At 69.0% G+C, this 13,784-nt stretch carries 14 protein-coding genes; 5 read left to right on the forward strand and 9 right to left on the reverse strand.

What is annotated here, in order from left to right:
- Positions 1-7: 7 nt before the first annotated feature.
- The 3 genes from BLV57_RS22185 to nadD all read right to left on the reverse strand — a co-directional run bounded on the left by BLV57_RS22185 (position 8) and on the right by nadD (position 1,685).
- Complete coding sequence (locus BLV57_RS22185) at positions 8-622, reverse strand: histidine phosphatase family protein (protein WP_091291647.1); 615 nt, start codon at positions 620-622, stop codon at positions 8-10.
- Positions 622-1,026, reverse strand: a complete 405-nt coding sequence (gene rsfS / locus BLV57_RS22190; protein ID WP_091291649.1) for a ribosome silencing factor — start codon at positions 1,024-1,026, stop codon at positions 622-624. Before rsfS ends, BLV57_RS22185 begins: the two co-directional genes overlap by 1 nt.
- Before the next feature lie 65 nt (positions 1,027-1,091).
- Positions 1,092-1,685, reverse strand: coding sequence for a nicotinate-nucleotide adenylyltransferase (nadD, locus tag BLV57_RS22195; RefSeq protein WP_091291651.1), 594 nt, complete (start codon positions 1,683-1,685; stop codon positions 1,092-1,094).
- 276 nt (positions 1,686-1,961) lie between these two features.
- Here nadD and BLV57_RS22200 point away from each other — a divergent pair, with 276 nt between their 5' ends.
- On the forward strand, positions 1,962-4,067 hold the full coding sequence (locus BLV57_RS22200; protein WP_091291653.1) for a RecQ family ATP-dependent DNA helicase: 2,106 nt from the start codon (positions 1,962-1,964) through the stop codon (positions 4,065-4,067).
- 43 nt (positions 4,068-4,110) lie between these two features.
- On the opposite strand, the gene BLV57_RS22205 is transcribed toward BLV57_RS22200, so the two are convergent.
- Both BLV57_RS22205 and BLV57_RS22210 read right to left on the reverse strand, forming a co-directional pair.
- Entirely contained in the window at positions 4,111-4,530 is a 420-nt protein-coding gene (locus BLV57_RS22205) for a DUF6292 family protein (protein WP_245757452.1), read from the reverse strand.
- 79 nt (positions 4,531-4,609) lie between these two features.
- Entirely contained in the window at positions 4,610-5,044 is a 435-nt protein-coding gene (locus BLV57_RS22210) for an Hsp20/alpha crystallin family protein (RefSeq protein ID WP_091291656.1), read from the reverse strand.
- Between the two features lie 94 nt (positions 5,045-5,138).
- Between BLV57_RS22210 and BLV57_RS22215 the strand changes: the two genes are divergently transcribed.
- The 3 genes from BLV57_RS22215 to argS all read left to right on the forward strand — a co-directional run bounded on the left by BLV57_RS22215 (position 5,139) and on the right by argS (position 8,834).
- Positions 5,139-5,738 carry an HSP18 transcriptional regulator gene (locus BLV57_RS22215; protein WP_091291658.1) on the forward strand — a complete coding sequence of 200 codons (600 nt, stop codon included), beginning with the start codon at positions 5,139-5,141 and terminating at the stop codon, positions 5,736-5,738.
- A gap of 74 nt (positions 5,739-5,812) precedes the next feature.
- Entirely contained in the window at positions 5,813-7,093 is a 1,281-nt protein-coding gene (locus BLV57_RS22220) for an MFS transporter (protein ID WP_091291660.1), read from the forward strand.
- A gap of 40 nt (positions 7,094-7,133) precedes the next feature.
- Positions 7,134-8,834, forward strand: a complete 1,701-nt coding sequence (gene argS / locus BLV57_RS22225; RefSeq protein ID WP_091291662.1) for an arginine--tRNA ligase — start codon at positions 7,134-7,136, stop codon at positions 8,832-8,834.
- Here the strand turns inward: argS and BLV57_RS22230 are convergent.
- The gene (locus BLV57_RS22230; RefSeq protein WP_091291664.1) at positions 8,831-10,096 is read right to left on the reverse strand and encodes an FAD-dependent oxidoreductase; all 1,266 of its coding nucleotides are present in this window, start codon (positions 10,094-10,096) and stop codon (positions 8,831-8,833) included. The two genes, argS and BLV57_RS22230, sit on opposite strands and share 4 nt — an antisense overlap.
- Before the next feature lie 96 nt (positions 10,097-10,192).
- On the opposite strand from BLV57_RS22230, the gene BLV57_RS22235 reads away from it, so the two are divergent.
- Positions 10,193-10,789, forward strand: coding sequence for a TetR/AcrR family transcriptional regulator (locus BLV57_RS22235; RefSeq protein ID WP_245757453.1), 597 nt, complete (start codon positions 10,193-10,195; stop codon positions 10,787-10,789).
- A gap of 72 nt (positions 10,790-10,861) precedes the next feature.
- Here BLV57_RS22235 and proB read toward each other — a convergent pair whose 3' ends face one another.
- From proB to rpmA, 3 genes are all read right to left on the reverse strand, one after another.
- Positions 10,862-11,968 (reverse strand): glutamate 5-kinase, encoded by a 1,107-nt coding sequence (gene proB, locus BLV57_RS22240; protein ID WP_091291668.1) that lies wholly within the window; start codon positions 11,966-11,968, stop codon positions 10,862-10,864.
- Positions 11,965-13,407, reverse strand: a complete 1,443-nt coding sequence (obgE, locus tag BLV57_RS22245) for a GTPase ObgE (protein ID WP_091291670.1) — start codon at positions 13,405-13,407, stop codon at positions 11,965-11,967. Before obgE ends, proB begins: the two co-directional genes overlap by 4 nt.
- 96 nt (positions 13,408-13,503) lie before the next feature.
- Complete coding sequence (rpmA, locus tag BLV57_RS22250) at positions 13,504-13,770, reverse strand: 50S ribosomal protein L27 (RefSeq protein WP_091291672.1); 267 nt, start codon at positions 13,768-13,770, stop codon at positions 13,504-13,506.
- Positions 13,771-13,784: the final 14 nt, after the last annotated feature.

The raw sequence follows: 13,784 nt of genomic DNA on the forward strand, positions 1-13,784 counted from the left end.
GCGGTCGTTAACCGGTCATCCCGGCGTTGTAGGCGTGCAGCCGCCAGATCCCGTCGCGTCTGCCGAGCTCGACCCAGTGGCAGTTCGCGATACCGCCTAGCGTCGGCCAGGTCGCGATCGGCAGGCCGAGCAGCCGCGCGGTCAGCGCGATGATCAAGCCGCCGTGCGTGGCGAGCAGCACTGTGTCGTCCGGCTCGCTGCCGTCACGCTGCAGGTCGAGCACGACCTCCTGCGAGCGGTTGGCGACGTCCACTCTGGACTCGCCGCCCGGCGGCGCCCAGGTCGAATCCAGGCGCCAGCGCTGCCGCTCACCCGGGTACGCCTCGTCGACCTGTTCGCCGGTAAGACCTTGCCACTCACCGAGATGCGTCTCGCGGAGCCGCTTGTCGATGCGCAGCGGGACACCGATGCCCTCGGTGAGCACCGTGGCGGTGTCGGTGGCCCGACGCAGGTCGGACGCGATGACCAGGTCGGGGGAAAACCGCGCCAGCGCGGGCACGGCGAAACGCGCCTGGTTCCAGCCGATCGGCGTCAACGCCGAGTCCAGGTGGCCCTGCATCCGGCCGGCGGCGTTGTAGTCGGTCTCGCCGTGCCGCCACAGCACCAGGCGCTTCACGGTCACTACGCCCCTTGCCCCTCGGCCGCGTCCTCCTCGGCGGGTGCGATCTCCAGGCCTTCGACCTCGATCTGGGGGCAGTCCTTCCACAGCCGCTCCAGGCCGTAGAACGAGCGCTCCTCCTGGTGCTGGACGTGCACGACGACGTCGACGTAGTCCAGCAGGACCCAGCGGCCCTCGCGGGCGCCTTCCCGGCGGACCGGCTTGTGGCCCTCCATGCGGAGCTTCTCTTCGACGTTGTCGACGATCGAGCCGACCTGGCGTTCGTTGGCCGCGGAGGCGATGACGAAGGCGTCGGTGATGACGAGCTGGTCGGACACATCCAGCACGACGACGTCGCTGGCCTTCTTGTCCGCCGCCGCGTGGGCGGCCGCTATGGCCAGCTTTCGTGCCTCGGACGTGGCTACCACAGTGCTCCCTCGGGTATTCGGATATGCCCGCTGAGGGTACCGGGCCGGTCCGACGAGCCCGAAAGCTACTGGTCGGCGCGATAGAGGCGGCGCTTGTCGATGTAGCGCACGACACCGTCGGGAACGAGGTACCAGACCGGCTCGCCCTTCTCGACGCGTTTGCGGCAGGCCGTCGACGAGATCGCCATCGCGGTGACCTCGATCAGGCTCACCTTGCCGCTGGGCAGATGGTGCGAGTTGAGCCGGTAGCCAGGCCTGGTGACGCCGATGAAATGCGCGAAGTCGAAGAGCTCGTCGGCGTTTCGCCAGGTCAGGATCTGTTCGAGGGCGTCGGCGCCGGTGATGAAGAAGAGCTGGTCTTCGGGATACTCGGCGTGCAGATCGCGCAGGGTGTCGACCGTGAAGGTCTGGCCGCCGCGGTCGATGTCGACCCGGCTGACCGAGAAGACGGGGTTGGACGCGGTCGCGATGACCGTCATCAGATAGCGGTCCTCGGCCTTGGTGACGACGCGATCGCTCTTCTGCCACGGCTGGCCGGTGGGGACGAAGATCACCTCGTCGAGGCCGAAGCGCGACTGAACCTCACTGGCCGCGACCAGGTGGCCGTGGTGCACGGGGTCGAAAGTGCCGCCCATGACCCCGATCCGCCGTGGTGACATGAGAGCGCAGCCTAAATGACCGCGGTGGCGGGCGCGAAGCGGTCCGAGCCGGAAACGCGGTGCGTGGTGTGGCCTCCCCGCTCCCCGGTAAAGGCTTCCCCACGCACCGCGCTCGACCGGCGGCCTGGGGGAACCGTCGGGTGCAATCACCCTTGCGGGGCCTACACGTGAGGGAGAGTGCCGCCGCCCGGTTCTATGACGTTCCGCGAGATTGTGATCTGGGTCACAGGCATGCCCCGAATAGGAACTGTCGGACCCATGGGGTAAGCCTGCAGTGTGGACACCAACGCACTCCGCGAGCGGGCCGAGACTCTCCTGCAGGCTTTGGCAGGCGAGTCGGCGACGCTGCGCGAAGACCAGTGGACCGCCATCGAGGCGCTCGTCGCGCACCGGCGGCGCGCGCTCGTGGTGCAGCGGACCGGCTGGGGCAAGTCGGCGGTGTACTTCCTCGCGACCGCGCTGCTGCGTGAGCAGGGCGCCGGGCCGACGGTGATCATCTCGCCGCTGCTCGCGCTGATGCGCAACCAGATCGCGGCCGCCGCGCGCGCCGGGATCCACGCGACCACGATGAACTCCGCCAACGTGCAGGAGTGGGACACCGTGCAGGCGCTCATCGCGGGCGGCGAGGTCGACGTGCTGCTGGTGAGCCCGGAACGGCTCAACAATCCCGATTTCCGCGACACCGTGCTGCCGAAGCTGACCGCCACCGCCGGGCTGCTGGTCGTCGACGAGGCGCACTGCATCTCCGACTGGGGCCACGACTTCCGGCCGGACTACCGGCGCCTGCGCACGCTGCTCACCGATCTGCCCGAGGGCGTGCCGGTGCTCGCCACCACCGCGACGGCCAACGACCGGGTGGTCACCGACGTCTCCGATCAGCTCGGGATCGGCACCGGCACGGACACGCTCGTCCTGCGTGGACCGCTCGACCGCGAAAGCCTGCGGCTGGCCGTCTGCGCGCTGCCGACCGCGCAGGCACGGCTGGCGTGGCTCGCCGAACATCTCGACGAGCTGCCCGGCTCCGGGATCATCTACACGCTGACCGTCGCGGCGGCGCACGACGTCGCGAGCCTGCTGGCCGACCGCGGCTACACCGTCGCCGCGTACACCGGGAAGACCGAGCCCGCCGACCGCGCGGCCGCCGAGGACGACCTGCTGGCCAACCGGGTCAAGGCCTTGGTCGCGACTTCCGCGCTGGGCATGGGTTTCGACAAGCCGGACCTGGGTTTCGTCGTGCACCTCGGCGCGCCGTCCTCCCCCATCGCGTACTACCAGCAGGTCGGCCGTGCGGGCCGTGGTGTGCAGCGCGCCGAGGTGATCCTGTTGCCCGGCAGCGAAGACCGGGAGATCTGGGCCTACTTCGGCTCGCTCGCCTTCCCCAGCGAGGCCAGGGTCACGCAGGTGCTCACCGCGCTGGCCGGCGCCGACCGTCCACTGTCGACGGCCGCGCTGGAGCCGATGGTCGAACTTTCCCGGTCACGGCTGGAAATGGTGCTCAAGGTGCTTGACGTCGACGGTGCCGTGCGCCGCGTCAAGGGCGGCTGGGAGAGCACGGGTCAGCCGTGGAATTACGAGGCGGAACGGTATGAGCGCGTCGCCGTCGCCAGGAACGCCGAGCAGCAGGCGATGCTGGACTACCAGCAGACCCCCGGCTGCCGGATGGAGTTCCTGCGCCGTCAGCTCGACGACCCCGAGGCCGCGCCCTGCGGCCGATGCGACAACTGCACCGGAGAGTATTGGCAGGCAACGGTTTCCGCCGAGTCGGTGCGCTCGACCGAGCAGCGGCTGCAGCGACCGGGCGTGGATGCCGACCCGCGCAAGATGTGGCCGACGGGAATGTCCGGGCTCGGCGTTCCGTTGTCCGGCAAGATCCCGGCCGGTGATCAGGCCGCGCCGGGACGGGCGCTGGGCCGGTTGACCGACGTCGGCTGGGGCACGCGGCTGCGCGAGCTGGTCGGGCCCTCGGCAGGCGACGGCGAGGTGCCGGATTCGGTGTTCGACGCCTGCGTCGCGGTGCTTGCGTCGTGGAAGTGGGAGCAGCGGCCGGTGGCCGTGGTCGGGATCCCGTCGGTCACCCGGCCGACACTCGGCGACGACCTGGCGCTACGGCTTTCGGCCATCGGCAGGCTGGAGTACCTCGGCACGCTCGCCGCCGACGGCCCGCCGCCGCGGCAGGCGAACAGCGCGCAGCGGCTGGCGGACCTGTGGCGGCGGCTGAGCCTGCCCGCGGACGTGGCCGCGCGGGTCGCCTCTCTCGACGGGCCGGTGCTGCTGGTGGACGACTTCATCGACACCGGGTGGACGATGACGCTCGGCGCGCGCCTGCTGCGGCAGGCCGGTGCGCCCGCGGTGCTGCCTTTCGCTTTGGCGACAACGGCTTGAGTGAGTCGTGAGTGGTATTGCCGGTTAGAACCGGCCGTACCACTCACGACCAAACACGGAGTTCCTCGGCGAGGCCGGGGCCCGCTTCGCGGATGGCGGGCGGGTCAGGGCGGCCCGCGGTGTGGTCGTCGGCGCGCAACGCGGCGACGAACCGGGCGACCTCGTCCGGTGCGGGCACCACGGACTCGCCGCCGAGGTAGCTCAGCACGATGAGGTCTTCGCCGGAATGGGTTTCGATGGCGGCGGCCCAGCCGTGCCGCTCATCCCAGAGCAGGGCCAGGTCGCGGCCGGGAAACCGGTCGAGCCGCCAGTCGAGCGCGAGATAGGCCGAGCGCGGCAGGTCGCAGTCGATGGTGCAGGACTCCAGTCCGACACCCAGCCTGGCCGCGACCGCGCTCAGATACTCGCGTAGTCCCAGGGAGACAACGGGATCATCGAGGCTCAGGTCGATCGAGTGGGTCACTGGTGCAGATCGCTTTCCGTGCGCGGGGGACAGAGCGAAGGCCGGGTGGCCGCACCGGCGGGCGCGGCCACCCGAGCACTCACGCCTTGATCTCCTTGCGCTCTTCGGCCTGCGAAATGGCGATGCGGCGCGGCTTCGCCTTCTCCGCGATCGGAATGCGCAGCGTCAGCACACCCGCGTCGTAGGCGGCGTCGATGTGCTCGGTGTCGAGGGTGTCACCGAGGAAGAGCTGGCGGGAGAACACGCCCAGCGGCCGCTCGGAGACCTGCATCTGCACGTCGTCACCGCTCGGCAGCGGCCGGCGTTCGGCCTTCACGGTGAGGACGTTGCGTTCGACGTCGAGCTCGATGGCCGACGGGTCCACGCCAGGGAGATCGAAGCAGACCACGAACTCGTCGCCGGCGCGGTAGGCGTCCATCGGCATGACGGCGGGCTTCGACCAGGTGCCCGTGGAGCCGAAGACCTGCTGGGCGAAGCGGTCGAAGTCGCGGAACGGGTCGGTGCGCATCAACATCGGGTTCCACCTCCTGTTGTCCGGTCTGGTGTCAACACGCACTACTGTTCTAACATGTCATCCAAACGATGACAAGTAGGAAGTCGTCAAAAGGATGACAATCATGGATCCACTCGAAGCACTGACTGAGATCCAGAGCGTGCGAGCCGGCGAAGCGGACGCCGAACAGCTGCTCTGGGCGCTGACCACCTTGCGCCTGCTGCGCGATGAGCTGGCGACCTGGGAGCCGGAGCTGATCACCGCCGCCCGCACCAGCGGCACGAGCTGGGCGGCGCTGGCACCGGCACTCGGGGTGGCGAGCCGCCAAGCCGCCGAACGCCGGTATTTGCGGCTGCAGCCTTCCGTCACCGGTGAGACCACCGGCGAGGCGCGGGTCGACGCGCAGCGCGACAAGCGCGCGGGGGACCGCGCGGTGGCGGCGTGGGCGCGCGAGAACTCGGCGACGCTGCGGAAACTCGCCGGTCAGGTCAGCGCGCTCGGCGGGCTGGGCACGGCGGCCCAGCGCAGCGCCGACCGGCTCGGCGCCGCGCTCGGCGATGACGACGCCGCCGCGTTGCTCGCCCCGCTGAACGACGCGCAACCGCATCTGACCGAGCGGCACGGCGCGCTGGCCGACCAGGTGACCGCCATCACCGAACGCGCGGACCGGCTGCGCCGCGACGCGGCCAGCCTCCGCCACGACCGGGGTAAATGACGGCCGGTCAAGCACTTCCCGGATAGTGGGGCATCTGGCAAAGTGCCGACCACTGAACGTGGAGGTGGCCGGACGTGGTGGTTGAGACACAGGTCGAGCATCGGCTGCCGGTGCGGAAGCTGTTCGCGGCGAGTGTGGGGAACGCGCTCGAGTGGTTCGACTGGACCATCTACGCGACGTTCAGCATCTACTTCGCCACCGCGTTCTTCCCGGCGGGCAATGACGCGCTGGCGCAGATCAACACCTTCGCGACGTACGCGCTGGCGTTCTTCTTCCGGCCGCTCGGCGGAGTGCTGCTCGGGCGGTTCGCGGATCTGAAGGGGCGCAAGCCCGCGATGATCCTCACCATCGTGCTGATGGCGGGCGGGTCGGTGGCGATCGCGCTGCTGCCGACGTTCGCGCAGGTGGGGTGGCTGGCGCCGATCCTGCTGCTGCTCGCGCGGGTCGCGCAGGGGCTTTCGCTCGGCGGCGAGGTGTCGAACGCGTCGGCGTACCTGGCCGAGATCGCGCCGAAGGAACGGCGGGGCCGGTACTCGGCGTTCTTCTACATCTCGACCGGGTCGGCCGTGCTGGTGGCGTCGGTGCTGGGATTCGTCCTGTCCAAGACGATGAGCAAGGCCGATCTGAGCTCGTACGGCTGGCGGATCCCGTTCCTGCTCGGCGGGATCCTCGGCCTGATCGGGCTGTGGCTGCGGCGGAGCCTGGCCGAGACCGAGCAGTTCGAGCGGAACCGGGAGAAGGCCGAGAAGGTCAAGCACCCCTTGCTGCTCACCATCAAAGAGCACCCGAAGGCGGTCGGCCAGGTCATTGGTGTCTCCATGCTGTCGACGCTCTGCTACTACACCTTCTTCAGCGCGCTGACGCCGTTCGCGGTCACCACTCGTAAGGCCGACGCGGTGGACGTGTTCCTCGCGCTGTCCATCGCGACCGCGATGTTCGTGGCGTTGCAGTACCCGATGGGCGCGCTGGCCGACCGGATCGGGCGCAAGCCGCAGCTGCTGGTGTGGTCGGCGGCGACGGCGATCGTGATCGTGCCGCTGTCCACTTTGGTCAAGCCAGGGTTCTGGAACCTGCTGGTCGTCTTCTGCGTGGGGCTGGCGCTGTACACGGCGATGACCTCGATCGCGCCCGCGATCATGAGCGAGCTGTTCCCCACCGAGCTGCGCGGGCTCGGGATCGGCGCCTGGTACAACCTGACGGTCGCGTTGTTCGGCGGGACCGCGCCGCTGGTCATCAAGCTGCTGTCGAACGCGGGCCTGTCGACGGTGTTCTTCTGGTACGTCGCCGCGGGCGCGGCCATCGCGTTCGTGGTGATCTCGCGGCTGCCCGAGACGAAAGCCAGCGAGCTCAGGTAAACGATTCGACCTCAGTGTCACCACCGGCTACGGTGCGCGCATGAACAGCGACCTCGGCATGGAGCTGGCTGGGCGGGTCACCCGTGCCATCCAAGCGGCGACAGGATTGGTGCTCACTCACGAAGAGGCACTGGTCCGACCGTCCGCTCGCGCCGGTGTCGACTATCAATGCGACGGCGCGATGAGCCTGGGCAAGAAGCTCGGCAAGGCGCCGAGGGAGATCGCCGCGCAGCTCGTCGAGCAGCTGGATTCCGATGACCTGATCGGTGAGGCGACCGTCGCCGGGCCGGGGTTCGTCAATCTCGTGCTGGGCACGGAAGCCTTGCAGGACAAGGCGAACGCGTTGCTCGATGATCCCAGGTTCGGGGTGACCGAGGCAAAGCCGCGGCGGATCGCGATCGACTACGGCAGCCCGAACGTCGCGAAGGAAATGCACGTCGGGCATCTGCGCTCGGCCATCATCGGCGACGCGCTCGCCAGGATGCTGCGGTTCGCCGGGCACGAGGTGCTCCCCCACAACCATCTCGGCGACTGGGGCACGCCGTTCGGCATGCTCATCGAGCATCTGCCGGAGGTCACCGGCGACATCGCCGACCTCAACGCCTTCTATCGCGAGGCCAGGGCCCGGTTCGACGCCGACCCTGAATTCGCCGACCGGGCTCGGAAACGGGTCGTGCTGCTGCAAAGCGGTGACGAGCCGACGCTGCGGCGCTGGCAGCAGCTGGTCGATGAATCACTCAAGCACTTCGACGAGGTCTACGAACTGCTCGGCGTCAGGCTCACTCGGGAAGACGTCTACGGCGAGAGCTTCTACAACCCGTATCTCGACGGCGTCGTGGAAGCGCTCGAAGGCATCTCCGAGATCAGCGACGGCGCGGTGTGCGTGTTTCCGGAGGGCTTCACCAACCGGGAAGGTGACCGGCTGCCGCTGATCGTGCGGAAACGGGACGGCGGCTACGGGTACGCGGCCACCGACTTCGCCACGTTCCGGTACTGGACCGGCGAACGGGGCGCGACCGACCTGCTGTACGTCGTCGGCACCCCGCAGGCCCAGCACTTCGCGATGCTGTTCGCCGTCTGCCGCCAGGCGGGCTGGCTGACCGGCGAGCATCACGCCGAACATCTCGGCTTCGGGTCCGTGCTGGGCGAAGACGGCAAGATGATGAAGACCAGGGCGGGCAAGTCGATCCGGCTGGTCGAGCTGCTGACCGAGGCCGTCGACCGGGCCGCCGCGATCGTCGCCGAGCGGAGCACGCTGCCCGAAGCCGAACAGGCCGCCGTGGCGCGCGCTATCGGCATCGGCGCGGCGAAGTACGCCGATCTGTCGAGTGACCGCGAGCGGGACTACACCTTCAGCTATGACCGGATGCTGGCGATGGAGGGCAACACCAACGTCTATCTCCAGTACGCCAACGCGCGCGGCCGGAGCATCCTCGCCAAGTCCGACGAAGACGGCGGGCCGATCCTGCTTACCGAGCCTCAGGAACGTGAGCTGGTTCTTACGCTGCTGCGGTTCCCCAGCGCTTTCGCAACCGCGCTGGAGAGCTACGCGCCTCATAAGCTGTGCACGTACCTCTACGACCTCGCGACGGCGTTTTCCCAGTTCTACACGCATTGCAACGTGCTCAAGGAGGAGAACGCCGAGGTCAGGAAGTCCAGGCTTTCGCTGGCCCGCCTGTCCTCGGACGCTCTCGTGCTTGGGCTCTCGCTGCTCGGTATCGAGACGCCGCAGCGTCTCTAGTCCTTCTGATCGGCGAACATGCGCCGCTTCAACGGCGGCACCGCCTCGATGAAGCGGAACATGCCCTTCGCCATGGTGCGGCCGACGCGGTTCTCCGACACGAACTGCTCGGCCGCCTTCAGTGACGTGCGCACCGCCTCGAAGCCGTAGTCACGCATCTTGTTCTCGTACAGGGAAACGGCTTCTGTGACGGTCATGTCGCCGAAGGAGGCCGCGACCAGGTTGCGGCACAACAGCTGCGCATCACGCAGCGCGGTGTTGGCGCCGATGCCGCGCATCGGCGTCATGCTGTGGATCGCGTCGCCGAGCAGGGTGACCGACGAGGTCGGCCATGGCTCGACCTGCTCCGAGGTCATGATCCGCATCAGCGTGATCGTGCCTTCCGGCGACTCGGTGACCATGCGCACGAAGGCGGGGTGCCACGCCTCGATCTGCTCGAGCACGGCCCGCTTCAACGCCGCGCCGTCCATTTCGGACAGACCGGCGGCGTATCGCTTCGCGCTCGCGCCGTAGGCCCACATGACGTAGCTGCCGGTGTTGTCGAACAGCACGTCGTCGACCTCGGCCGAGCCGTCGTTCTCGCCGCCGTCGAACTCGTGCGGCGCGGTGAAGAAGCCGCAGCCATGGGGCGGGAACACGCTGTTGGGACCGTCGATCAGCCGCTCGGGCACCAGCTTGCGCGTCTCGTCGGTGAGTGGGAACTTCCCCGCGATGGCCCGGATCCCGGTGTCGACGCGCTTCGCGTGCGGCAGGAACTGCTTGCGCACCCGCGAGTTCGCGCCGTCCGCGCCGACGACCAGGTCCGCCTCGGCGGTGGTGCCGTCCTCGAAGTGGCAGAGCACGCGATCCTTTTGCTCGTAACGGCAGAACGTCTTGTCGTAGTGCAGCACGTCTTCGAGCCCCGACGACAGCACCTGATGCAGCGTGATCCGGCTGACGCCGTGATGCGCGTTGACCGGATCCGGGCTGGAACTCAGCTCGCTCTCGATCCTCATCAGCTCGGCCAGCTGCTCGGTGAGGAACACGTAGTCGCCGCCGCGCTTGCTCGTGGTCTCGACGAACCGCCGCCACAGCTTCGGCGGCAGGCATTCGTGCAGCGCGGCCGCGCCGTGTGGGTTGAGGTGCACGCGATAGCCCTGCAGGCGCTCGGTGCGGGTGCGGCTGCGCTCGTACACGGCGACGCTGATGCCGGCCTCGCGCAACCCGTGCGCCAGGCACAGGCCACCTGTACCGCCGCCAATGATCGCCACGTGGAAAGTCATTGCTACCCCCTGGTCTCGTTGGTGAGACCACTATCAACCGGATGGATGATTAAGTCAACTGGCTGTTTGATTGAGTCATCGACTAGGCTGACCGGTGTGACTCCCCGTAGAGCGCCCGCCGAGCGGCAACGCGACCCCGAGCGCACCAAGGCGAAGATCCTCGAAGCCGCCAAGGCGGAGTTCGGCGCGAAGGGATACGCGGCGGCACGCGTGAGCGACATCGCGGACCGCGCGGGCGTCAACAAGCAGCTGATCTCGTACTACTTCGGCGGCAAGGAAGGCCTGTACAACGAGCTGACCGCGTCGGGCTACCGGAACAACTCGGCGATCACCGATCCGGCGACGCCGTTGGCCGAGGTGCTGCGCCAGTTCGTCTTCGTCGGGCCGTCGGACCGGGACGCGGCGAGACTGTTCGTCTGGGAGAACCTGGAAGACAGCGACGTCGGCTTCGACGCGCAGCGTGAGTTCATGCAGCGACAGGTCGAGTACATGCGCGCCCGGCAGGCCGCCGGGGACTTCCCGGACGACCTCGATCCCGGGTTCCTGCTGCTCGCGCTCATTTCGACGGCGAGCGCGCCGTTCGCGTTCGCGCGCGTGGCGCGGGCCGCGACCGGCCTCGATCCGACGTCGCCGGAGTTCACCGAGGCCTACGCCGAGCAGATGACCCGGCTCGTGAAGCAACTAGCGAAGTAGGACCCAAAACGGGATAAAGCGGGCTTTATATCGGGGAAAGCACCCGATATAAAGCCCGCTTTATCCCGGTCCTCAGCGCAGCGGGACTAGGTCGTCGGCGTGGACGACCTCGCGGCGCTGCTCAGCGGGGAGTTCGTGGCTGGAGCGGCCGATGAGCTCGGGCAGTTCCGCGGCGTCGAAGCCGGCGACACCCCGCGCGACCACACGACCGGCCGGGTTGGCGAGGTCGACGACGTCGCCCGCCTGGAAATCGCCTTCGACGCCGGTGATCCCGGCCGCCAGCAAGGAGCGGCGGCGACGGACGACCGCGGTGACCGCGCCGTCGTCGAGCTTGAGGACCCCGCTCGGGTCGGCCGCGTAGCCGAGCCAGAAACGGCGCGCGGAGAGGCGGGAATCGGCGGCGGCGAAAGCGGTGCCGACGTCGGCCGAGGCGAGTGCTTTGCCCGCGTCCGCGGCGGAAGCGAGCAGGACCGGGATGCCAGCGCCCGCGGCCGTGCGGGCAGCGGCGAGCTTGGAGACCATGCCGCCGGTGCCGAGGCCGGAGCTGGACATGCCGACGGTGATTCCGTCCACATCGGACGGTCCGTTGACCTCGGCGATCTTGCGCGTGGCACCGTCGCGGGGATCCCCGTCGTACAGGGCGTCCACATCGGACAGGAGCACGAGCGCGTCGGCGCCGATGAGGTGCGCGACCAAGGCGGCGAGACGGTCGTTGTCGCCGAAGCGGATTTCTTCCGTGGCAACGGTGTCGTTCTCGTTGACGACCGGGACAGCACCCAGCGCGAGCAGCCGGTCGAAGGTGCGCTGCGCGTTGCGATAGTGCGCGCGCCGGACGACGTCGTCGGAGGTCAGCAGGACCTGGCCGACCGTGAGCGAGTACCGGCCGAACGACTCGGCGTACGCGTGCGCCAGCGCGAGCTGGCCGACACTGGCCGCGGCCTGCTGGCTCGGCAGGTCACGCGGGCGCTTGGCCAGCGACAACGGGGCGAGTCCCGCGCCGATCGCACCAGAGGACACCAGCACGACCTGGCAGTCGCGGGCGATGCGCTCGCACAGCGCGTCGACCAGCGCGTCGAGCCGGGAGACATCGAGGCCGTCCCCGGCCGTGGTCAGCGCCGACGAGCCGACCTTCACGACCAGGCGCCGGGCCTCGACGATCGCCTGCCGGGTCGCGCTCACTCGCCGTCCAACTCGTCGGGTCCGTCACGGCGGATGCGGCGGGCCTCCTTGCGCTCGGCCGCGCCGATCCGGTTGTTGTTCTCCAGCCGGGCGTCGGTGCCGCGGCCGGTCATCATGGCCGCGACGCCCGGCGTCGACGGCTCCCAGTCGAACTGCACGTCGCCGATGGTGACCGGGCTGCCGGGCTGCGCGCCCAGCTTGGCGAGCTTGTCCTCGACGCCGAGCCGGTTGAGGCGGTCGGCGAGGTAGCCGACGGCCTCGTCGTTGCCGAAGTCGGTCTGGCGGATCCACCGCTCCGGCCGGTTGCCCTTGACGATGAAGGCGCCCTCTTCGTCCGGGTCCTCGATGACGGTGAACTCGTCCTCGTTGATCGCCTTCGGCCGCACGACGACCTGCTCAGGCTCGGGCTCCGGCTGGTCGGCGCGGTACTTCTCGACGACGGCGGCGAGCGCGAACGTCAGCTCACGCAGGCCGGCGCGGGAAGCGGTCGAGATCTCGAACACCGGCAGGCCGCGGGCTTCGAGTTCGGGCTTGACCATCTCGGCCAGCTCGGCCGCCTCGGGGATGTCGATCTTGTTGAGCACGGCGACCCGGGGCCGGTCGGCCAGGTCGCCGCCGAGCGCGGGCGTATAGCGCGCGAGTTCTTCCTCCAGCGCGTCCACATCGGACAGCGGATCGCGGCCCGGCTCGAAGGTCGCGCAGTCGATGACGTGCACGAGCACCGCGCAGCGCTCGATGTGGCGCAGGAAGTCCAGGCCGAGGCCCTTTCCTTCGCTGGCGCCCGGAATCAGGCCGGGGACGTCGGCCATGGTGAAGACGACCTCGCCCGCGGTGATCACGCCGAGGTTGGGCACGAGTGTCGTGAAGGGATAGTCGGCGATCTTCGGCTTCGCGGCGGACAGCACGGAGATCAGCGACGACTTGCCTGCCGACGGGAAGCCGAGAAGGCCGACATCGGCGACGGAGCGCAGCTCCAGCACGAGGTCGCGCTCTTCACCGGGCTCGCCGAGCAGCGCGAACCCGGGCGCCTTGCGGGCCTTCGAGGACAGCGCGCGGTTGCCGAGGCCACCGCGGCCGCCCTGCGCGGCGACGAAGGTGGTGCCCGCGCCGATGAGGTCGGCGAGGATCTCGCCGTCCTCGGTCATCACGACCGTGCCGCTGGGCACGTGCATGGTGAGGGTCTCCCCCGCCGCGCCCTGGCGGTCGTCGCCCGCGCCCTGCTTGCCGTTGCCGGCGCGGGCGTGCGGGCGGAAGTGGAAGTCGAGCAGCGTGTGCACGTTCGGGTCGACGACCAGGAGCACGTCGCCGCCGTTGCCGCCGTTGCCGCCGTCGGGGCCGCCGAGCGGCTTGAACTTTTCGCGGTGCACCGAGGCGCAGCCGTGCCCACCGTCGCCCGCGGCCAGATGAATGACCGCGCGGTCAACGAACCGGGACGCCATGGGAACTGCCTCTCTGCTTACGAAAAAGATCTACCTACAAAACAAACGAGGGGTGGCACCGGATATTCCGGCCCCACCCCTCGTCAGAGGTCTAACTCAGGCGTCGACCGTCTCGGACGGAACGATGTTGACCGTCTTGCGGCCACGCTTCGTGCCGAACTGGACCGCGCCGGCGGCGAGGGCGAACAGCGTGTCGTCGCCGCCACGGCCGACGTTCACGCCGGGGTGGAACTTGGTGCCGCGCTGGCGGATGAGGATCTCGCCGGCGTTGACTTCCTGGCCACCGTAACGCTTGACCCCGAGCCGCTGGGCGTTGGAGTCACGACCGTTGCGGGAGCTGGAAGCACCCTTCTTGTGTGCCATGGCTGCTCGGGTCC

The sequence above is a fragment of the Amycolatopsis xylanica genome (genome assembly GCF_900107045.1).
GTDB lineage: Bacteria > Actinomycetota > Actinomycetes > Mycobacteriales > Pseudonocardiaceae > Amycolatopsis > Amycolatopsis xylanica.

Coding starts and splice junctions, on each gene's coding strand:
- nadD (WP_091291651.1), bottom strand. CDS start 1,685: ATGTCACCACGGCGGATCGGGGTCATGGGCGGCACTTTCGACCCCGTG.
- BLV57_RS22210 (WP_091291656.1), bottom strand. CDS start 5,044: ATGTTGATGCGCACCGACCCGTTCCGCGACTTCGACCGCTTCGCCCAG.
- BLV57_RS22215 (WP_091291658.1), top strand. CDS start 5,139: ATGACAATCATGGATCCACTCGAAGCACTGACTGAGATCCAGAGCGTG.
- argS (WP_091291662.1), top strand. CDS start 7,134: ATGAACAGCGACCTCGGCATGGAGCTGGCTGGGCGGGTCACCCGTGCC.
- BLV57_RS22230 (WP_091291664.1), bottom strand. CDS start 10,096: ATGACTTTCCACGTGGCGATCATTGGCGGCGGTACAGGTGGCCTGTGC.
- obgE (WP_091291670.1), bottom strand. CDS start 13,407: ATGGCGTCCCGGTTCGTTGACCGCGCGGTCATTCATCTGGCCGCGGGC.
- rpmA (WP_091291672.1), bottom strand. CDS start 13,770: ATGGCACACAAGAAGGGTGCTTCCAGCTCCCGCAACGGTCGTGACTCC.